General features: G+C 57.4%; 20 protein-coding genes. 8 read left to right on the top strand and 12 right to left on the bottom strand.

Annotation, left to right across the window (positions count from 1 at the left end):
• Positions 1-67: 67 nt before the first annotated feature.
• The gene (locus AC0TNJ_RS06980) at positions 68-670 is read right to left on the bottom strand and encodes an LOG family protein (protein ID WP_473768702.1); all 603 of its coding nucleotides are present in this window, start codon (positions 668-670) and stop codon (positions 68-70) included.
• A 151-nt stretch (positions 671-821) separates the two neighbouring features.
• Here AC0TNJ_RS06980 and AC0TNJ_RS06975 point away from each other — a divergent pair, with 151 nt between their 5' ends.
• The 6 genes from AC0TNJ_RS06975 (at position 822) to pssA (ending at position 6642) form a co-directional block, all read left to right on the top strand.
• Positions 822-1169, top strand: coding sequence for an MliC family protein (locus AC0TNJ_RS06975; protein WP_473770672.1), 348 nt, complete (start codon positions 822-824; stop codon positions 1167-1169).
• A 114-nt stretch (positions 1170-1283) separates the two neighbouring features.
• Positions 1284-2546: an Ig-like domain-containing protein gene (locus AC0TNJ_RS06970; RefSeq protein ID WP_473770671.1), complete on the top strand. Its 1263-nt coding sequence runs from the start codon at positions 1284-1286 to the stop codon at positions 2544-2546.
• 182 nt (positions 2547-2728) lie between these two features.
• Positions 2729-3058, top strand: coding sequence for an ArsR/SmtB family transcription factor (locus AC0TNJ_RS06965; protein ID WP_473770670.1), 330 nt, complete (start codon positions 2729-2731; stop codon positions 3056-3058).
• A 15-nt stretch (positions 3059-3073) separates the two neighbouring features.
• Positions 3074-4960 (top strand): ABCB family ABC transporter ATP-binding protein/permease, encoded by a 1887-nt coding sequence (locus AC0TNJ_RS06960; protein WP_473768699.1) that lies wholly within the window; start codon positions 3074-3076, stop codon positions 4958-4960.
• A gap of 127 nt (positions 4961-5087) precedes the next feature.
• Positions 5088-5786: a phosphatidylserine decarboxylase gene (locus AC0TNJ_RS06955; RefSeq protein ID WP_473770669.1), complete on the top strand. Its 699-nt coding sequence runs from the start codon at positions 5088-5090 to the stop codon at positions 5784-5786.
• A gap of 4 nt (positions 5787-5790) precedes the next feature.
• A complete protein-coding gene (gene pssA / locus AC0TNJ_RS06950) occupies positions 5791-6642 on the top strand; it encodes a CDP-diacylglycerol--serine O-phosphatidyltransferase (RefSeq protein ID WP_473770668.1) in 852 nt (283 codons plus the stop codon).
• Here the strand turns inward: pssA and AC0TNJ_RS06945 are convergent.
• The 11 genes from AC0TNJ_RS06945 to rpsF form a co-directional block, all read right to left on the bottom strand.
• Entirely contained in the window at positions 6628-7185 is a 558-nt protein-coding gene (locus AC0TNJ_RS06945; protein WP_473770667.1) for an AAA family ATPase, read from the bottom strand. The genes pssA and AC0TNJ_RS06945 overlap by 15 nt on opposite strands.
• A gap of 171 nt (positions 7186-7356) precedes the next feature.
• The gene (locus AC0TNJ_RS06940; RefSeq protein WP_122003202.1) at positions 7357-8097 is read right to left on the bottom strand and encodes an SDR family NAD(P)-dependent oxidoreductase; all 741 of its coding nucleotides are present in this window, start codon (positions 8095-8097) and stop codon (positions 7357-7359) included.
• A 73-nt stretch (positions 8098-8170) separates the two neighbouring features.
• The gene (gene purF, locus AC0TNJ_RS06935) at positions 8171-9661 is read right to left on the bottom strand and encodes an amidophosphoribosyltransferase (protein WP_122003203.1); all 1491 of its coding nucleotides are present in this window, start codon (positions 9659-9661) and stop codon (positions 8171-8173) included.
• 270 nt (positions 9662-9931) lie between these two features.
• Positions 9932-10507 (bottom strand): CvpA family protein, encoded by a 576-nt coding sequence (locus AC0TNJ_RS06930; protein WP_122003204.1) that lies wholly within the window; start codon positions 10505-10507, stop codon positions 9932-9934.
• Between the two features lie 113 nt (positions 10508-10620).
• Positions 10621-12015 carry a DNA repair protein RadA gene (gene radA / locus AC0TNJ_RS06925; RefSeq protein ID WP_021586124.1) on the bottom strand — a complete coding sequence of 465 codons (1395 nt, stop codon included), beginning with the start codon at positions 12013-12015 and terminating at the stop codon, positions 10621-10623.
• 27 nt (positions 12016-12042) lie between these two features.
• Positions 12043-13548 (bottom strand): replicative DNA helicase, encoded by a 1506-nt coding sequence (locus AC0TNJ_RS06920; RefSeq protein WP_122003205.1) that lies wholly within the window; start codon positions 13546-13548, stop codon positions 12043-12045.
• A gap of 180 nt (positions 13549-13728) precedes the next feature.
• A complete protein-coding gene (locus AC0TNJ_RS06915) occupies positions 13729-15015 on the bottom strand; it encodes a class I SAM-dependent methyltransferase (RefSeq protein ID WP_473770666.1) in 1287 nt (428 codons plus the stop codon).
• A 327-nt stretch (positions 15016-15342) separates the two neighbouring features.
• A complete protein-coding gene (gene rplI / locus AC0TNJ_RS06910; protein WP_006470673.1) occupies positions 15343-15912 on the bottom strand; it encodes a 50S ribosomal protein L9 in 570 nt (189 codons plus the stop codon).
• A gap of 29 nt (positions 15913-15941) precedes the next feature.
• On the bottom strand, positions 15942-16916 hold the full coding sequence (locus AC0TNJ_RS06905) for a DUF2232 domain-containing protein (RefSeq protein WP_122003208.1): 975 nt from the start codon (positions 16914-16916) through the stop codon (positions 15942-15944).
• A 147-nt stretch (positions 16917-17063) separates the two neighbouring features.
• The gene (gene rpsR, locus AC0TNJ_RS06900; protein WP_006466219.1) at positions 17064-17312 is read right to left on the bottom strand and encodes a 30S ribosomal protein S18; all 249 of its coding nucleotides are present in this window, start codon (positions 17310-17312) and stop codon (positions 17064-17066) included.
• 2 nt (positions 17313-17314) lie between these two features.
• Positions 17315-17770 carry a 30S ribosomal protein S6 gene (gene rpsF, locus AC0TNJ_RS06895; RefSeq protein WP_122003209.1) on the bottom strand — a complete coding sequence of 152 codons (456 nt, stop codon included), beginning with the start codon at positions 17768-17770 and terminating at the stop codon, positions 17315-17317.
• A 463-nt stretch (positions 17771-18233) separates the two neighbouring features.
• Between rpsF and fabD the strand changes: the two genes are divergently transcribed.
• Positions 18234-19178, top strand: a complete 945-nt coding sequence (fabD, locus tag AC0TNJ_RS06890; RefSeq protein ID WP_122003302.1) for an ACP S-malonyltransferase — start codon at positions 18234-18236, stop codon at positions 19176-19178.
• A gap of 12 nt (positions 19179-19190) precedes the next feature.
• The gene (gene fabG / locus AC0TNJ_RS06885) at positions 19191-19928 is read left to right on the top strand and encodes a 3-oxoacyl-[acyl-carrier-protein] reductase (RefSeq protein WP_122003210.1); all 738 of its coding nucleotides are present in this window, start codon (positions 19191-19193) and stop codon (positions 19926-19928) included.
• The last annotated feature ends 38 nt before the right edge of the window (positions 19929-19966 follow it).

Raw genomic sequence — 19966 nt, 5'->3', positions numbered from 1 at the left:
TCTTGGTCTCATCTATGAGCAAAGGAAACATCTCGCAAACTAGATCACAGTTTGCGAGATGGGTGTCTTACATCTTCTCGATGATCTTCTGGTCGCCTTCATGCGCCTTGCCATTGGCGGCGATGATGGCGGGAACGATGTCTTCCGCCTTGTCGATCACCAATGGCTTTACCTGATGCGCGGTATGCAGGAAGCCTTCTGCCGCCATATGCTCAAGCAGTGAGAGCATAGGCTGCCAGAAATTGTTGATGTTTGCGAAAACCATCGGCTTGCGATGCTTGCCGAGTTGCGCCCAGGTCATCATTTCCACGATTTCTTCAACCGTGCCGATGCCTCCCGGCAGCGTGACAAACGCATCCGATTTCTGGAACATAAGGTGCTTGCGCTCATGCATGTCGCCGACGACGATGAGCTCGGTCAGCTGTTGGGCCTTTTCGAGGCTCGCTTCCTTGTCGAGCAGGAAGGTCGGGATGATGCCGGTAACCTCGCCGCCAGCTTCCATCACGCCTTGCGCAACCGCGCCCATGATGCCGCGCGTGCCGCCGCCATAAACAAGGCGCAGGCCGTGTTCGGCAATGGAGCGGCCAAGCGTAACGCCCGCTTCGCGATAGATGGGATTCAGGCCCGTAGACGAGCCGCAATAAACACAGATGGATCGAATCTCAGACATGATTTCTTGTGCGCTTTTGGCCTTTCAGCGTCAAGCGCTTGCGATTTCATTTAGCGGAGAAGTTTGTGGTCACGGGCCAGTCCTGTTGGACATTTGTGGCGATTGTTATATCTCAATCAGTATGTGTTCCAGATCGAGAAGTGGATTGGATATGAAGAACTGGGTTGTGTTTCTCGGGCTTACCTTTGCCGCCTCATCCACATCAGCGGGCGAGATCAACATCAAGCTGCCGGACGACACCGAAGTGACGACCAACTCCGTTCTCTACAAATGCGGCGAGAATAATGTTTCGGTAACCTACTACAATGCCGGTGATATTTCGCTTGCCGAACTGGAGCTGGAAGACGAAACCGTCATCGCCTCCAACGTCCTCTCCGGCTCTGGAGCCAAATATGCCGGCGGCGTTTATATCTGGTGGACCAAGGGCGAAACGGCCGATCTTTATAACCTTATGGACGATCCGGACCAGTCGAAGCCGACAAACTGTGTAGAACAATAACCCTGCTAATAAAAAGCCTCGTACCTTTTGCCGTTTCGGTGCAGATTTCTTGTGGGGGGAAGCCAAAAGCTATAAACCCGTCATTATAGTCTCTGGCGTGGGTTTCGAAACGAAATGCAAAAGAACAGGTTAGGATTGCTCGGTATCGGGCTCGTCGCAATTGTTGTCGGGCTCGGCCTCTATTGGAATGCAACACGATCCCGCATTGAGGTGCCGCAATCCAATGTGGCTGCGCCAGTGTCTGGCGATGTGCCAGCGCAGCCTCAAGCAACACCATCGGAGACCAAAGCGCCAGAGGCGACCAACCCTGCGCCCAATGATGCGAAGCCGCAAGCCGCGCAATCCGAAGAGCCTGCCAAACAGGCCGATGCCGCTCCCGCAGAACACCCGAACAAGACGCCGGTTTTCGATCTTCTTCGCGTCGAGCCTGACGGTTCGGTCGTGATCGCCGGCAAGGCGCTTCCCAATGCCGATGTCGAGGTTGTGGCAGGGGCAAACGTTGTCGGAAAGGCAAAGGCCGGAGCCACTGGCGATTTCGCCGTTGTGCTGGATGAACCCTTGAAAGCGGGCGACCACCAGCTTGTCTTGCGCTCGACCGGTGCGGACAACAATGTTGCCACTTCCGCACAAACCGCCATTGTATCGGTGCCAGAAACCAAATCGGGACAGGTGCTGGCGCTGGTCGAGGAGCCCGGTCAGGCAAGTCGCCTGATCACAAAGCCGGAAACGGCGGCGAAACCGCAGGAAAATACGGAAGCTGCTTCCGAAGCTCCGGACAAGGCTGACAAGCCGGAATCCAAGCCTGTGCAGGATTTGCCGATTGCCATTGAAGCAGTGGAGATCGAAGGCCAATCCGTGTTCGTGGCGGGTAAGGCCAAGGGCGGTAATCGCGTGATCGTTCACGCCAACGATACGCTGCTCGGCGCAAGCCCCATTTCACCTGATGGCCGTTTTCTGGTGCAGAGCAAGCAGCCCCTCAGTGTCGGCGATTATATCATTCGCGCTGACCTGCTTGACAATGCCAATCGGGTTTTGGCGACAGCTCGCGTGCCGTTCCGCCGCGAAGCCGGTGAAAATATTTCAGCCATTGCCCCCGATACGGATGGTCAGGCGACCGCGCCTTCGGGCGTGCATGGCGAAGCTGCGGCCCCGCTCCAGAAAGTTGAAGGTTCTGTCATCATCCGGCGCGGAGACAATCTCTGGACGATCTCCAAGCGCACCTATGGCAAAGGCACCCGATACACGACAATCTATCTCGCCAATCGCGACCAGATCCGCAATCCGGACCTGATCTGGCCGGGGCAGGTGTTCAATATGCCGAAGGAACCTTTGGGTGAGGACGAGGTCAAGCGCCAGTTGGAAGAGCACAGGAACTGATGAGCGTTTTTGCAACCGAACTGCGCTTTCCTGTAAGGGACGGCGCGTTTCGGTCGGGAGACCAGTCACGATAGTGTGTTCCCATTTGCTGGCCTTTTCTGGAATGAACGTCTCCAAATCTTGAACTTCAGGGCATAATCGTATATCGTCGATAGACGATGAAGATAGTTCTGGACAAAAACTTGGCCGAAGCAGCCCCCGATGTGGCGCAGCTCGGCATTGATGATGAAGCGGCGGCGCGCATTTGCGCCGCGCTGGGGCATCCTGTCCGTATTCGCATTATCCGCCAGTTGATGATGGAGGAGGCCTGCTGCTGCAAGGATATTGTCGGCAAGCTCGACCTCGCTCAATCGACGGTTTCTCAGCACCTCAAGGTTCTCGTGCAGGCGGGTCTGGTCGACTACCGGCCCGAGCGCCAAACCTCTCGTTACAGCATCAACTGGCCGCAACTGTCCGCGATTCGCGCGCATCTTGCCACTTTCTCCGGTGACTGCTGCGTCAGCTCTGTTTGATTGAAAGACCCTGATATGAGTTCCCCCAAAACGGTTTCCGCCGACTCCGGCGAGACGTTCAAGACACTGCGAAATCTCTGGCCCTATATGTGGCCTTCCGACAGGCCGGACCTTCGCATGCGCGTCGTCTGGGCCACGTTCTATCTGGTGATTTCCAAGATCGTGCTGATCCTCGTCCCCTATTTCTTCAAATGGGTGACGAACGCCTTGACCGGCCAGCTGAACCCGCCGGATTATCTTCCGCTGTTTCTGGTTGGTGCGGTGATGCTGGTGTTGGCCTATAACGGCGCCAAGATCGTACAGGCCGGTCTCAACCAGCTTCGCGACGCATTGTTTGCGAGTGTCGGCCAATATGCGGTGCGCCAGCTTGCCTATAAGACCTTCGTGCATATGCATCAGCTGTCCTTGCGGTTCCATCTGGAACGACGCACAGGCGGGCTTTCGCGCGTCATCGAGCGCGGCACCAAGGGCATCGAAACCATCGTTCGTTTCACGATCCTCAACACACTGCCCACCATCCTGGAATTTGCGCTGACGGCGGTGATTTTCGCCTTCGCCTACGGCATCTCATACCTTCTCGTGGTGGCTGCAACCGTCTGGCTCTATACTTGGTTCACGATCAAGGCGAGTGACTGGCGCATCAATATTCGCCGCGAAATGAACAATTCCGATACGGACGCCAACACCAAGGCGATCGACTCGCTGCTCAATTTCGAAACGGTCAAATATTTCGGCAACGAGAAAATGGAAGCCCAGCGCTTCGATGCTTCGATGGCGCGTTATGAAAAGGCGGCAACCCAGACCTGGACCTCGCTCGGCTGGCTGAACTTCGGTCAGGCCGTCATCTTTGGTGTCGGCATGGCGGTTGTCATGGTCATGTCGGCGCTGGAAGTGCGGGCCGGGACGCAATCCATCGGCGATTTCGTTTTCATCAATGCCTTGCTGATGCAGTTGTCCATTCCGCTCAACTTCATCGGCTTTATCTATCGTGAAATCCGTCAGGGCCTGACCGATATCGAGCAGATGTTCGACCTTCTCGATGTAAAGCAGGAAGTCGTCGACAAATCCAATGCGCCAGCATTGAAAATCGAACACGGCGCAATTCGCTTCGACGACGTGCATTTCGCCTATGATGCGAACCGTCCGATCCTCAAAGGCATCAGTTTTGAAGTTCCGGCAGGGAAGACAGTGGCGATTGTCGGACCGTCGGGTGCGGGAAAATCGACCATCTCGCGGCTCCTGTTCCGCTTCTATGATGTCCAGTCCGGGTCGGTCTCCGTCGACGGGCAGGATGTCAGGGATGTTACGCAGGAAAGCCTGCGCAAGGTCATCGGCATGGTGCCGCAGGATACCGTGCTGTTCAACGATACGATAGCCTATAATATTCGTTATGGCCGTCCCGATGCCACGACTGAAGAAGTGGAAAAGGCAGCCGAACTGGCGCAGATTTCGGGCTTCATCAAGCATCTGCCGGAAGGCTATCAATCCATGGTCGGCGAACGCGGCCTCAAGCTTTCAGGCGGAGAGAAACAGCGTGTTGCCATTGCCCGCACGATCCTGAAGGCCCCGCCGATCCTCATCCTCGATGAGGCTACCTCCGCACTCGATACGGCAACCGAGCAGGAAATCCAGTCGGCACTCGACATTGTCAGCCGGGGCCGGACCACGCTGGTTATCGCGCATCGCCTGTCGACGGTGATCGGCGCGGATGAGATCATCGTCCTGAAAGACGGCCTGATCGCCGAAAGAGGCACGCACCGCATGCTGCTCAAGCACAAGGGGCTTTATGCTTCCATGTGGGCTCGCCAGCGCGAGGCCGATGAGGCGGAAGAGCGTCTGCGCCAGGTGCGGCAAAGCGACGAACTGGGCGTCGTTTCGCGCGGTGTTCCGGCGGCGGAATAGCGGGTTCGCTGGTGGTTAGTTGTATTAGGGCATGATCACGTGCCCTAACAGCCGTGAATAATTTGCGAAATGGATTTTGATTCCGGATAGGATGAGGTAAATAACGGCCAAACTCAAAGGAAGAGCGATGAGCCTTACTGACACTATCCGCAATACTTTCGTGCCGATCCACCGGGAAGGCTATCCGTTTATCGCGGGCTTTTTCGTTGTTTCGCTCATTCTCGGCTGGCTCTGGGACCCGCTGTTCTGGATCGGCATGGTGCTGACCGTCTGGTGCATCTATTTCTATCGTGATCCCGAGCGCGTGACGCCGATGGACGACGATCTGGTCATCAGCCCAGCCGACGGCAAGGTTTCCTTCGTCGGTCTGGCGGTCCCGCCCGTCGAACTTGACCTCGGTGCCGAACCACGCATGCGCGTGTCGGTCTTCATGAATGTGTTTTCGGTCCACATCAACCGCTCGCCGGTGCGCGGCAAGATCGAGAAGGTCGTGCATCGTCCGGGCAAGTTCCTCAACGCGGAACTGGACAAAGCCAGCACCGAAAACGAACGCAACAGCGTCCTGATCGAAAGCCCGCACGGCAAGATCGGCGTTGTCCAGATTGCAGGTCTTGTTGCCCGACGCATTGTCTGCTGGTCCAATGAGGATGATGAATTGTCCGTGGGCGAGCGGTTCGGCCTGATCCGCTTCGGATCGCGCGTCGATGTCTATCTTCCGGCAGAAGCGACCGTTCGCGTCGCTGTTGGCCAGACGGCTGTGGCCGGTGAAACCGTGCTGGCCGATTACGGCAGCGTGCGCGGTGAGCCTGTGGTGCGGATCGGCTGAGCCGATGGAAACACCTTTTCCGCCTTTTGAGCCCAATGGCCGCGTGGATTCATCGCGCGGCCCGAAGCTGTCGCAGATACCCCTGCGTATCGTCGTTCCCAATGTCATAACGGTTCTGGCTATCTGCGCCGGCCTTACCGGCATCCGTCTGGCCTTCGAGAACCGTTTCGAGCTTGCCGTTATGATGGTGCTCGTCGCAGCTTTTCTGGACGGCATCGACGGACGGGTCGCGCGCATGATGAAGGGATCGTCGAAGTTCGGCGCCCAGATGGATTCATTGGCCGATATCGTCAATTTCGGCGTGGCGCCTGCCTTGGTGCTCTATGCCTTCATGCTTGATCAGGCGCGCTCTTTCGGCTGGATCGCGGCACTTCTCTACGCCATTGCCTGCTGCCTGCGGCTGGCGCGTTTCAATGTCATGCTGGAAGACCCGAACCGTCCCGCATGGCAAAGCAACTATTTCATCGGCGTGCCTGCGCCCGCCGGTGCGATGCTCGTCCTGCTGCCGGTCTATCTTGGCTTTCTCGGCCTCACCCCGACACGCGCGCTTGCTTTCGGGGTCGCGGTTTATACCGTGGCCATTGCGTTCCTGCTGGTAAGCCGCCTGCCGGTTTATAATGGCAAATCGGCTGGCAGCCTTGTCCGGCGCGATATCGTCATGCCGCTGATCCTGTTCGTGGTGGTGTATGTCGCGTTCCTGATGAGCTTCACCTGGCAGACATTGAGCATCACGGCGCTCGCCTATCTTGCGTTTCTTCCGTTCAGTCTGGCAGCCTGGAACAGGCGCGAAGCCGCCGACCGCAAGTCTGAGGAAAAGGCCAGCACCGAAGAGGATGTGCCGTCAGGCGACAACTGATGGCAAGGCCTGCTTGATGAAATCGACGCGCTCCTGGACCGACACTTTCGGCAGGAGCGCGATTTCATATCCGAGCCGCCTGTAGGTTTTGTCCATCGCATCGAAAGTGCGTTCGGCTTCCTCGAAATCCTGCTTGCGCTCTGCATCCTGCCCGAAGATTTCCGCCCATGGCGGCGCCAGGAACACGGTTCTGTTATATCTGACCTGGAGGGCAGCTTCTTCCATGTGTTGCTGAACCGGCAGGTCGCACAGCGTCAGATAGCCGATCACGTCGGGAACACCGCGATCGAAGAAAACCGTACCAGGCTGTTGTTCCGCCATCGCGTGCGAGCGCATCTCCCAGCAAAGCATCAACTCGGCAAAAAGCGTGCGATCCTTCCAGGGCAGGGCATTGCCGCTGATAGCGACCTGATCCTGAATAATGGCGCGTCCAGCTTCAACGGTACGGGCGAAGCCGTCCTTTTCAAGCGCATCGATCAGCGTACTTTTACCGGATCCCGGCCCGCCGCTGATGATGATGAAACGTTCGTGATTTCTGGTCATAGATCCTCCAATAGCAAAGGGCACGCGTGCCAAGATGGTTCGCGCGTGACGAAGGGGGCTGGAAGTGGGGGGAATTGTCCGCTGAAAGAAGCGCCGCCAGGCGGCAAGAAGCGGAAGACAATGCAATAAATAGAACCGGCCTCGCTTGCAGGCAAGGCCGGAAGAAAGAAATCAGCTCGGCAGATGATAGTCGAGGAAGCGGTCCTGTCGGACGTCGAAAAGTTTGCCGCTAACTTCGAGTTTCGGATCGGCAAGCTTGACGATCTTTTCTGCAACCGATTGCGGCGTCGGCAGTGTTTCCGGATCTTCGCCCGGCATGGCCTGCGCGCGCATTGCCGTACGGGTGGCACCCGGATTGACGGAGTTGATCTTGAGTTTCATCTGCTTCGTTTCTTCAGCCCAGCTGCGCGCCATGACTTCGACAGCAGCTTTCGAGGCAGCATAAGGCCCCCAGAAGGCGCGGCAGGTATGCGCCACGCCGGAAGAAAGCAGAATGGCACGCCCTGCATCGGAAGCGCGCAGCAGCGGATCGGTAGAACGAATGAGGCGCCACACACTGGTGACGTTGACGTTCATGACTTTCTCGAAAGTCTTGGCTTCGACATGGCCGATGGGCGATATCGTGCCGAGAACGCCCGCATTGGCGACCATGATATCGAGCTTGCCCCAGCGCTCATGAATGGAGCCGCCGAGGCGATCGATCGCTTCCATGTCGGTAATGTCGAGAGGCACCAGCGTTGCGCTGCCGCCGAGTTTGCGAATGTCGTCGTCCAGCTCTTCCAGTCCGCCGACCGTGCGCGCAACCGCGAGCACATGCGCGCCGCGTTTTGCCAGTTCAAGCGAAAGAAAATAGCCGATACCGCGCGATGCGCCTGTTACCAGTGCAATGCGGCCCGTAAGGTCGATGCTCATCTAGTCCCCATATGTCATTCAAACACAAGAAACAGGCGGCCTTTTGGGCCGCCTGCGTGAAAGGATTGGGCGATCAGCCGTTGCTGGCGAGGAGAGACAGCGTATGGACGTTGCTCTCGCCTTCCTGATCGAGAAGACGGGTTGGATATTCGCCCGTAAAGTAGTGATCGGTAAAGGCCGGTGCTTTCGGATCACGTGGCTTTCCGCCCACAGCCTTGTACAGACCGTCGATGGAAAGGAAGGCCAGAGAATCCGCGCCGATATAGCGGCACATGGATTCGAGGTCTTCATGCTGGTTTGCCAGCAGCTTATCGGCATGGGGGGTGTCGATACCGTAGAAATCCGGGTGGTAAATCATGGGACTTGCCACGCGAATATGTACTTCCTTTGCGCCTGCATCGCGGATCATTTGCACGATCTTGACGGAAGTGGTGCCGCGCACGATGGAATCATCCACCAGCACCACGCGCTTGCCTTCAATCATGGCGCGGTTGGCCGAATGTTTCAGCTTCACGCCCAGCGCGCGAATTTGCTGCGTCGGCTCGATGAAGGTGCGGCCTACATAATGGTTGCGGATGATGCCATATTCGAACGGAATGCCGCTGGCCTGCGCGAAGCCGAGAGCGGCAGGTGTGCCCCCATCGGGCACTGGCACAACGACATCGGCCTCGATACCGGCTTCCTTGGCAAGCTCCATGCCCATGTTCTTGCGCGCAACATAGACGCTGCGACCGCCGACGACCGAGTCAGGGCGGGCGAAATAGACATATTCGAACAGGCAGAGCCGTTCTGGCTGCGGATTTTCAGCCTTGATGGATTCGGTCGTGATGGAGCCGTCTTTCTGGATCTCGCAGATAATCACTTCGCCGTTTTCGACGTCGCGAATATATTTCGCTCCAATAATGTCGAGGGCGCAGGTTTCCGAGCAGAAGATTGGTTTCCCGTCCAGTTCGCCCATGACGAGGGGACGAATGCCGATTGGATCGCGCGCGGCGATCAGCTTGGTGCGGGTCAGCGCCAGCATGGCATAGCCGCCTTCAACCTGCCGGATGGCATCGACGAAACGGTCGGACGAGGATGAGTGGCGCGAGCGGGCAATCATATGCAGCACGACTTCCGTGTCGGATGTCGCCTGAAAGATCGCGCCGGAAGCGATCAGCTGCTTGCGGAGCGTGAGGCCGTTGGTGAAGTTGCCGTTGTGAGCGATGGCGATGCCGCCAACTTCCAGTTCCGCGAACAATGGCTGCACATTGCGCAGGATGGTCTCGCCGGTGGTGGAATAACGCACATGGCCGATGGCGCGGTCGCCTGGCAGACGGTGCAGCGTCGCCGCATCGGTGAAATGGTCGCCGACGAGGCCCATATGACGCTCGGAATGAAAACGGCGGTTGTGATAGGAAACGATGCCGGCGGCTTCCTGTCCGCGATGCTGAAGGGCATGCAGGCCCAACGCGGTCAACGCGGCTGCGTCTTCATGGCCAAGAATGCCAAATACGCCGCACTCTTCATGCAGGGTGTCTTCATCCAGCATAAAGGAGGCATTTTCAGAAGAATGGCTGGTCATTGCCGCAAGGCCTTTCGATTGCAGAGGCAACTAAAGCGCCTCTCTATCACAAGATGGCTTTTTGTTAAAAGCGAAGAGTTCGCCGCTGCGTCGATATAGTCTCATGAATATCAGTATCGCACGATGCTCGCGAATAATCTCGCAAATTCCCGCCTGAAATATGATCGCGGAACTGAAATGACAATGTTTGAGCGTCAACTTGGCTATTTTGGTTCCAGAATCAGAAAAGCCGCCAGTGTGGCTGACGGCTTCCCGATAATCGAAAACGGCTTATTGCTGCGCAGGCGTATCGTCCGGAACCGGCGCTTCTTCCTGCTCACCAGAAGCGGGAGCATTGTGCTGCGGCTTGAACCTGTCGATCATCTGGTCAGGATTGGCTGGAAGAAGATCAATCAACTGCTGGCCAAAGGAATCGAGCATCGGCTTGGATTTGGCATTGGTTACCCATGCTGGCTGGTTGGTCGGGACAAGCCAGTTGAAGAACAGCATGGCAACGACAACGAGAAGCACGCCGCGCACGCCACCGAACAGAAAGCCCAACGTGCGGTCGAGCGCGCCGATACGGCTGTCGATGATGAAATCGGCAATCTTCATGGTGATCAGCGACACGACAATAAGCACGACGAGGAAAACCGCGCCAGCGGCGGCGATCTTCGCAATGGTTTCGTTGTTGATATAGGGCTGCACGAAAGGTAGAACCGGCTGGTAGAAGAGATAGGCCGCAGCCGCTGCTGCCGCCCACGATACCAGCGACAGCACTTCGCGGGAGAACCCGCGAACCATCGCCAGAACGGCTGAAACCAGCGTTATCCCGAGTAGAATTCCATCAAGCATGGTTATCGGCATTCTGGCCTGTCCTCAGTTATTTTGCGCAATCATTTCAGTGCGCAGGGCAGTCAAAGATGCTGGAGCTTATCACCGGAAGGTTGACAGATTCTTCCAGTCATAAAACTCCAGATTTATTGCTTCTTTCCGGAGCCTGAAGCCGCAATACGCGCCACAAGATCGGGCAGAGCCGAAGTTTCCATCAGACGGAAGCTACGATCTTTCCAAAGTTCGCCGCTGCCGCCGGGCACTTCTGCCTGCCGGAAGCCGAGTTTCTCCGCTTCCTTGAGCCTCTGTACCGCATGCGTTACCGCACGAACAGCACCGGAAAGGCTGATTTCGCCGAAATAAACACAATCTGGCGGAAGGGCAATACCGGCCATGGATGAAACCAGTGCGGCAGCCACAGCTATATCCGCAGCAGGCTCGCTGATGCGATAACCGCCTGCAACATTCAGATAGACATCGTGCTGGCCGAAACGAACGCCGCAATGCGATTCGAGAACGGCAAGGATCATGGCAAGTCGCCCGCCATCCCAGCCGACGACCGCGCGACGCGGCGTGCCGAGCGAGGAGGGCGCGACAAGCGCCTGGATTTCCACCAGCACTGGGCGCGTGCCCTCCATACCGGCGAAGACGGCGGCGCCGGGAGCCTTGGCATTGCGCTCGCCGAGGAAAAGCTCAGACGGATTGGACACTTCGCGCAAGCCGCCATCGGACATTTCGAAAACGCCGATTTCGTCGGTCGGGCCGAAGCGGTTCTTCACCGTTCTCAGAATGCGGTAGTGGTGACCGCCTTCGCCCTCGAAATAAAGAACGCCGTCAACCATGTGCTCGACCACGCGGGGACCGGCGATCTGGCCCTCCTTGGTCACGTGGCCGACCAGCACAACCGCTGCGCCCGTCTGCTTGGCATAGCGGATCAGCGCCTGTGCTGACGAGCGTACCTGCGTGACCGTGCCGGGCGCGGAATCCGCCATGTCGGTCCACAGCGTCTGGATGGAATCGATGATGACGAGATCGGGCCGTTTGGCGTCTGAAATGGTGGCGATAATGTCTTCGACATTGGTCTCCGCAGCAAGCTCCACCGCCGACGAGGCCACGCCCAGACGCTGGGCGCGCAAGCGGATCTGTGCGACCGCTTCTTCACCTGAAACATAGACAATGCGATGACCGCGATTGGAAAGGGCAGCGGCAGCCTGTGTCAAAAGCGTGGATTTGCCAATACCGGGATCGCCGCCGATCAAAAGCGCAGAACCGCGCACGAAACCGCCGCCGGTAACGCGGTCAAGCTCGCTGATGCCGGAAATGATGCGTGGCGCGTCCTCTATATCGCCGGAAAGCGAGGTGAGGGCGACAGCGCGCCCCTTGCGCTTGGACAGCATGGCGCCCGGCCCGGAGCCGATGCCGCTATTCGTGCCTTCCTCAACGAGCGTGTTCCACTCGCCGCAGGAGTCGCACTTGCCCGCCCAGCGCGAATGGACCGTGCCGCAATTCTGGCAGATGAACTGAACACGCGCCTTGGCCATCAGACGCGCTCCATCGCGAATGTGAGTTTATTCATATTGTTCCGGAAGATAGGAACCCTCGGCCAAATCTGCAAATCGCGTGAATTCAGACTGGAACGCGAGTTTGACGGTGCCAGTAGGCCCGTGACGCTGCTTGGCGATAATGACGTCAGCAGTGCCGCGCACTTTTTCAAAATGCTGCTTCCATTCTTCATACTTCGGATCGAATTCGTCGCGCGGCTCAAGGTTCTTGACGTAATATTCCTCGCGGAACACGAACAGCACCACGTCGGCATCCTGTTCGATGGAGCCCGATTCACGAAGGTCGGAAAGCTGCGGGCGCTTGTCGTCGCGGCTTTCCACCTGACGAGAGAGCTGTGAAAGGGCAATGATCGGAACGTTCAGTTCCTTGCCGAGCGCCTTGAGACCGGTGGTGATTTCCGTGATTTCCTGCACGCGGTTTTGTGCCGAAGCTTTCGACGAGCCAGTCATCAGCTGCACATAGTCGATCACCAGAACGTCGAGACCGCGCTGGCGCTTGAGGCGGCGCGCTCGTGCTGCGAGCTGGGCGATGGAGATGCCACCGGTCTGGTCGATATAGAGCGGGATTTTCTGCATCACCTGTGAGCAGGCGACGAGCTTTTCAAAGTCGGTCTCGGTGATGTCGCCGCGGCGGATTTTCGAAGACGAAACTTCCGTCTGCTCGGAAATGATACGGGTGGCGAGCTGTTCCGCCGACATTTCGAGCGAGAAGAAGCCGACGACGCCGCCATTCACGGCCTTCATCGACCCATCGGCCTGCTGTTCGCCTTCATAGGCATTGGCGATGTTGAAGGCGATATTGGTGGCAAGCGAGGTTTTGCCCATGCCCGGACGACCGGCAAGAATGATCAAGTCGGAGGGCTGTAAACCGCCCATCTTGCCGTCGAGCGTGTGGATGCCGGTCGAAATGCCGGAAAGATGCCCATCGCGCATGAAAGCGGCGTTGGCCATGTCCACGGCGGTTGTCACCGCGTCCTTGAAGGGCAGGAAACCGCCGTCATATCGGCCCGTTTCGGCCAGTTCGAACAGGCGGCGTTCGGCGTCCTCGATCTGTTCCTGCGGCGCCATGTCGACAGGCGCATCATAGGCAACATTCACCATGTCTTCGCCGATGCCGATCAGCGCACGCCGGGTCGCCAGATCGTAAATGGCGCGGCCGTAATCTTCGGCGTTGATGATGGTGACGGCTTCAGTTGCGAGACGGGTCACATATTGGAAAATCGTGAGATCGCCCACCTTGCCTTCAGTGGGCAGGAAGGTCTTCATCGTCACCGGATTGGCCATCTTGCCGACGCGGATAAGATCGGTCGTGATCTCATAGATGCGGCGGTGCAGCGGCTCGAAGAAATGGGTGGGCTTGAGGAAGTCCGATACCCGGTAAAACGCATCGTTATTGATCAGAATGGCGCCGAGCAGCGCCTGTTCCGCTTCAATATTGTGGGGTGCTTCACGATAGAGCGCGTCTTTCTGCTCCCGCGCGTCGTCGAGTTTACGTACCGCCGCTTCCGCCATGATTCCAATTCCTGTCCCTGATGCAACCAGCTAACCCTCAAGCGATGCCAAACGCAACGACGCTTCGGGTGATTCCTGCTGGAAGAGACAAGCTATACCATGATTCACACTGATCCACAGTTGGGATCGTCGTTTGGTCAGCCCGCTATTGACGCGGACTGACATATCGAATCGGCGGAATTAAATTGAGGCGTTCATGCTTTTCTTGACTGCCCGCACCTCGCTATTGGCCCCTTTCGGTGCGCTGTCGAGGCGTTTGAGGCGCTTCTCCTCGGCCTCGATATAGTTGCGGGTCAGCGGAACGGATTCCTGCTTGTGCGCGATCTGGATGTGGAACACCATCATGTTCTGCCAGCGGAATGCGCTTTCCGATGCAGCAAGATAAAATTCCCACATGCGGCAGAAGCGCTCGTCATAAAGTGCCTTTGCCTTGTCGCGATTGGCCATGAATGCCTCTCGCCACGCCTTCAGCGTTTCCGCATAGTGCAGCCGCAGGATTTCTACGTCGGTGACATAAAGTCCGGCCTTCTCGATATGCGGCAGAACCTCTGAAAGCGCCGGGATATAACCGCCGGGGAAGATGTATTTGCGGATGAACGGATTGGTCGCTCCCGGCCCATCGGCACGTCCGATGGCGTGCAGCAGAAAAACGCCATCCGGCTTCATCAGCCGCGCTACATGCTGAAAGTATTCGGCAAAATGCCCGACACCGACATGCTCGAACATGCCGACAGAAACAAGCCTGTCAAACTTGTCATCGATATTGCGATAATCGGTCAGCTCGAATTTCGCCCTATCGGCCAGTCCCTCATCCTTCGCGCGCTGGTTGGCGATAGCGTGCTGCTCTTCGGATAAGGTTACGCCCGTGACATTGGCCTTGAGATGGCGGGCGAGATAAAGCCCCATGCCGCCCCAGCCGCAGCCGATATCGAGCACCTTGTCCCCTTCCTTCACCAGCATCTTGGCGGCGATGTGGCGTTTCTTGGCGAGCTGTGCTTCGGCCAGCGTGGCGTTTGGCGGATCGAAATAAGCGCAGGAATATTGCTTGTCGGGATCGAGAAACAGGTCGTAGAGCTCGCCGGACAGGTCATAATGACTTTTGATATTGCTCGATGAACGTGAAATCGTGTTCATCTGCTGGAAACGGCGGAAGAGCACGCGCAGTTTTCCCGCAGCTTTCATCCATGGCTCGGTTGCCGCCGTCGGTCCGGTATTTTCAAACACCACCTGAAGCAGCGTATAGATATCGCCTTCCAGAAAGTCGATCTCGCCATCCATGAAACATTCGGCGAGCTTCAGTTCCGGGTCGAGCGCAACGGCGCGCTCGGCATGCTTGGTCTTGAACTGTACATGAACCGGCGCGCCGGTCTTGTCGCCATACTGAAATCGCGACCCTTCGGAATCGGTGACAGTCAGATCACCGGTTTTAATCATATGCGAAAGAACAGTACGCAACATTCCATACATCGGCCCCATCTCCTCTCCAGGATTGAAGCGAGTGCACGTCCATGCGTTTGCATGGCAGGCGGCGGTGCATGGTATCAGAGCCGCTCTGTCATCAGATTTCAGGCAATATCCCAGTCGGTCAATCGGCCTTGGGAGTCGTGCCCAAGCAACGCAGACGTTTCCGTCGGCACCCTCTGCAATCCAACACTAATGAACAGAATAGGGAGTTTTACCGATCTGAAAAGAGAAAATGCCCGACGGAGGCCGCCGGGCATGATCATATAAAGTTTACCACGATGGGAATGCGAGCCATCGGGCAGGCCATTCCCACGGATAATAGGCGGCTAATTAAGCCTGATCTTCAGCTTCGTCTTCGTCGTCGAAAACTTCTTCCGACAGAGGCTGTTCTTCGATGCCGTAGATGGCTTCGATCGAGGTCAGGTCTTCACCCTTTGCCTGACGTTCGGCTTCTTCGGTCGAACGGGCGATGTTGACCGTAACCTGAACCTGAACTTCCGGGTGCAGCGAAATCGAGACTTCGTGCAGGCCGATCGTCTTGATCGGGTGGTTCAGTTCAACCTGATTGCGGTGCAGGGTGAAGCCATTGGCGGAGATGATCTCGGCAATGTCACGCGTCGAAACGGAACCGTAGAGCTGGCCGGTTTCACCAGCTGAACGCACGACGATGAAGCTTTCGCCATTGAGCTTTTCAGCAACGGCGCTGGCTTCGTTCTTGCGTTCCAGGTTCTGGGCTTCGAGCTGAGCGCGCTGGCCTTCGAACTTCTTCTTGTTGGCTTCGTTGGCACGAAGAGCCTTGCCCTGCGGCAGCAGGAAGTTGCGGGCATAGCCGTCCTTAACCTTGACGGTTTCGCCCATCTGGCCGAGGCGGCCAATGCGTTCCAGAAGAATGACTTCCATTGGAGTTTCCTTTCGAGTTTCTATTGGGTTTACTGACTGTCGGTGCCAGGCATTTTCGAAACCGGCGCGCCGCGCGAAGTGTCGAAAAGTCCAAGAACCATGAAGACGAAAAGCAGGAATGCGAAAAGTATGATCGCAAAGTAGGCAAGCCACAGCGCCACCGGACGCCAAATCTTGCCGCGTGTGCGAAAATGCATGATGGCAAGACCTGATATCATGAAGCCTGCGCTAAGAGCACCAGCGACGACGGTTGCAATCAATCCGGCGCCGCCGGGAAGAAATGCGACCGCAAGAGCGACCGCGAAGACAAGCAAAGCCGGACGCGGCATACGCAGCGTCGCAGGCCAGTCGTCACGCGGACGGCGCTGCCGACCCGACATGGAGATCAGACGCTGCGCCAGATAAAGATTGCCGACGAGAATAGCGAGGCACGTTGCCGGCTGGATTGCAGGCAAGGCGACCATCAGCAGCGCGGTCACATTGTCCCGAATGTCCTCGCTGGCCGTGAACTGGGGATCGGCTTCGGCAACCCGGTCAATGAGCGTGCTTGCAAGTTCGCGCGCCATGTCCGGGCCGAAGCCGAGAATTGCACCGATAACGACGAAGCTGAGCGCCACCATAAGGGCAAGCCGGAACACGATGTCCGACAGCGGATACCAGACGAGAATATCCTTTGGTCCGCCGACTTCTTCCGCTGGCCGCGCGAGGCCGGACAGATAAGCGCCGATTGCTGCTGGAATGAAGCTCGTCAATGCCATCAAGAGGGCTGCGAGCGGGACGGCGACAACGCCGACGGCAACCGTGGCGGTGGCAGCGGCAACGATACCGGCGCTCGACCCCCAGCCAAGGGCAACAACGAAGATGGGAAGCGGTGTCAGGAAATAGAGAACCATGGCCATGGCAGCGGCCATCGCGCCACCTTGAACGATGACGCCGGACGACATCAAGGCTGAGGCAAGCCCCGCCAATATGCCGATACCGATAATGGTTCCATTGAATTTCATCAGTTTCGCTGTCCTGCTCCGGTCTGGCCGGTCCTGCAGTTAGAGACGGTCGACAAGTGTCGTCTCAACTTGGGTTTTTGGTACGTCCGCCACGCCCATCGCAACGGAGGAAACGGGAGGAGGCGAGCCACCTCCCGAATTTAGTTCTTACTTCACAACGTAAGGCAGCAGGCCGAGGAAACGAGCGCGTTTGATCGCCTTGGCGAGTTCACGCTGCTTCTTCTGGCTGACAGCCGTAATACGGGAAGGAACGATCTTGCCGCGTTCGGAAATGTAACGCTGCAGAAGCTTGATGTCCTTATAGTCGATCTTCGGTGCGTTTGCGCCGGAGAATGGGCACGTCTTGCGACGGCGATGGAAAGGACGACGGGTCGGGATCTGATTGATATCAACCATGATTATGCTCCTTCACCAGCTTCGTTGTCACGCGGGCGGCGTGGGCCGCGATCACCGCGGTCGCCTCTGTCACCGCGGTCGAAACCGCCTTCACGGCGACGCGGACGATCATCACCATCGCGTTCGCGACGGTCGTCACGGCGGGTGAGCATGGCCGACTGGCCTTCTTCGTGTTCTTCAACGCGAACGGTGAGGAAACGAAGAACGTCTTCGTTGATGCGCATCTGGCGTTCCATTTCGGCAACGGCTGCAGCCGGAGCGTCAATGTTTACGAGCGTGTAATACGCCTTGCGATTCTTCTTGATGCGGTAGGTGAGGGGACGCAGACCCCAGCTTTCGACCTTACCGACCTTGCCGCCATTAGCTTCGAGGACACCCTTGAACTGTTCGACGAGAGCGTCGACCTGCTGCTGGGAAATGTCCTGGCGGGCAAGAAGCACATGTTCATAAAGAGCCATTGGCTTTGCCTTTCTTCTGTTACAACATGCTGACACCAGCGGCTAAGCCTCTGCGACTTCTCTTGATCCGGTAAACCGGAGAAGAAAGGACGCGCAAACTTGAGACGGTCGAGAGCGGAGACACGGGAGGCAGAAGCGCTTATGACTTCCACGGACAAAAGTGCAACTACTTGCACCATTTGACCGGCCCTCCGTTCAGCCCCCAGCTGGTGCCGAGCAATGAACGGGCGGCTATTACGTGTTTTTCCCCGGCTTTGCAAGGCGCAAACGGCACAAAAACCGGGAAATACTTGACTTTGCTGCCCGCGCTGGGGCACATCGCGCCAAATTGCGCAATTGGAGCGCATCCTGAAAAGTGTGAAACGGTTTTCGGATAAGATGCGCGTTATAATAAAAATTAGGGCGCCGTTCTGATTCAGTCAGATCGAAACGCGCTTTAATTGCAAAGATGAAAGAGGCTTTCATGGCGGTAGCATTCACTTTTCCAGGGCAGGGCAGCCAGGCTGTGGGCATGGGCAAGGCTCTGGCAGAGCAGTTTGCAGAAGCGCGCGCCGTCTTTGATGAAGTGGACGCGGCGCTTGGCGAAAAGCTTTCCGCTACCATGTTCGATGGGCCGGAAGATGTGCTGACCCTGACCGCCAATGCCCAACCGGCGCTGATGGCCGTCTCGATGGCCGTGTTGCGTGTCATGGAAGCGCGCGGCTTTTCGCTGAAGGACAAGGTTTCCTACGTCGCCGGGCACTCGCTTGGCGAATATTCGGCACTTTGCGCGGCCGGGACATTCTCGCTTGCCGATACGGCACGTCTCCTGCGCATTCGCGGCAATGCGATGCAGAAGGCTGTTCCCGTCGGTGAAGGCGCGATGGCTGCAATCATTGGTCTCGAACATGGCGATGTGGAAGCCGTCTGCGCGGAAGCAAAAGCTTCCGGCTCGGTCCAGATCGCCAACGACAATGGCGGCGGCCAGCTGGTGATTTCCGGCTCCAAGGCTGCGGTCGAATTGGCTGCAAAACTGGCGTCGGAAAAGGGCGCAAAGCGCGCAATCATGCTGCCGGTGTCCGCGCCCTTCCATTCGACTTTGATGGCGCCTGCTGCTGACGCCATGCGCGAAGCGCTCGCCTTGGTCGAAAAGCGCAATCCGATTGTGCCACTTATCGCCAATGTGCGCGCAGCACCGGTCACTGATGCCAATGAGATTGCTGATCTGCTGGTCGAGCAGGTTACGGGCCAGGTGCGCTGGCGCGAAACGGTGGAATGGTTCGCAGCCAATGGCGTGACCTCGCTTTATGAAGTAGGTTCGGGCAAGGTTCTGACTGGTCTGGCGCGCCGCATCTCGAAGGATGTGTCCGGTGCAGCCGTTGGTTCAGCGGAAGAAATCGAAGCGGCGCTCGACGCCCTCAACGCTTAAAAGGGACTTCGCATGTTTGATCTGACTGGCCGCAAGGCTCTGGTAACCGGCGCGACCGGCGGTCTTGGTGAAGCGATTGCCCGCGCACTTCATGCGCAGGGGGCAATCGTCGGCCTGCACGGCACGCGTGAGGAAAAGCTGAAAGAGCTTGCCGCTGAACTTGGCGAGCGCACTTTCATCTTTCCGGCCAATCTTTCCGACCGCGAAGCTGTAAAGGCTCTCGGCCAGAAGGCCGAAGAGGAAATGGGCGGCGTCGACATTCTGGTCAACAATGCCGGCATTACCCGTGATGGTCTTTTCGTGCGCATGAGCGACGAGGACTGGGATGCTGTTCTTAACGTCAACCTGACGTCCGTCTTTAACCTGACGCGTGAACTGACCCATCCAATGATGCGCCGCCGCAATGGCCGCATCATCAACATCACGTCCATCGTCGGCGTCACCGGCAATCCCGGTCAGGCGAATTACTGCGCATCGAAGGCCGGTCTTATCGGTTTTTCCAAGTCGCTGGCACAGGAAATCGCCAGCCGCAATGTTACAGTGAACTGCATCGCTCCCGGCTTCATCGAATCGGCCATGACCGACAAGCTGAATGAAAAGCAGAAGGATGCGATCATGAGCAATATCCCCATGAAGCGCATGGGCGTTGGCGGTGATATTGCGGCTGCGGTTGTCTATCTGGCAAGCGATGAGGCGGCCTATGTGACCGGCCAGACCTTGCACGTCAACGGCGGCATGGCCATGATCTAACCCTCCTTCTCCCCTCAATTATGGTATAAAATGCCTTA

Source organism: Ochrobactrum sp. PL_is483, assembly GCF_055816855.1.
The sequence above is the reverse complement of the archived record's forward strand: the minus strand, read 5'-3'. Positions and strand labels throughout refer to the sequence as shown.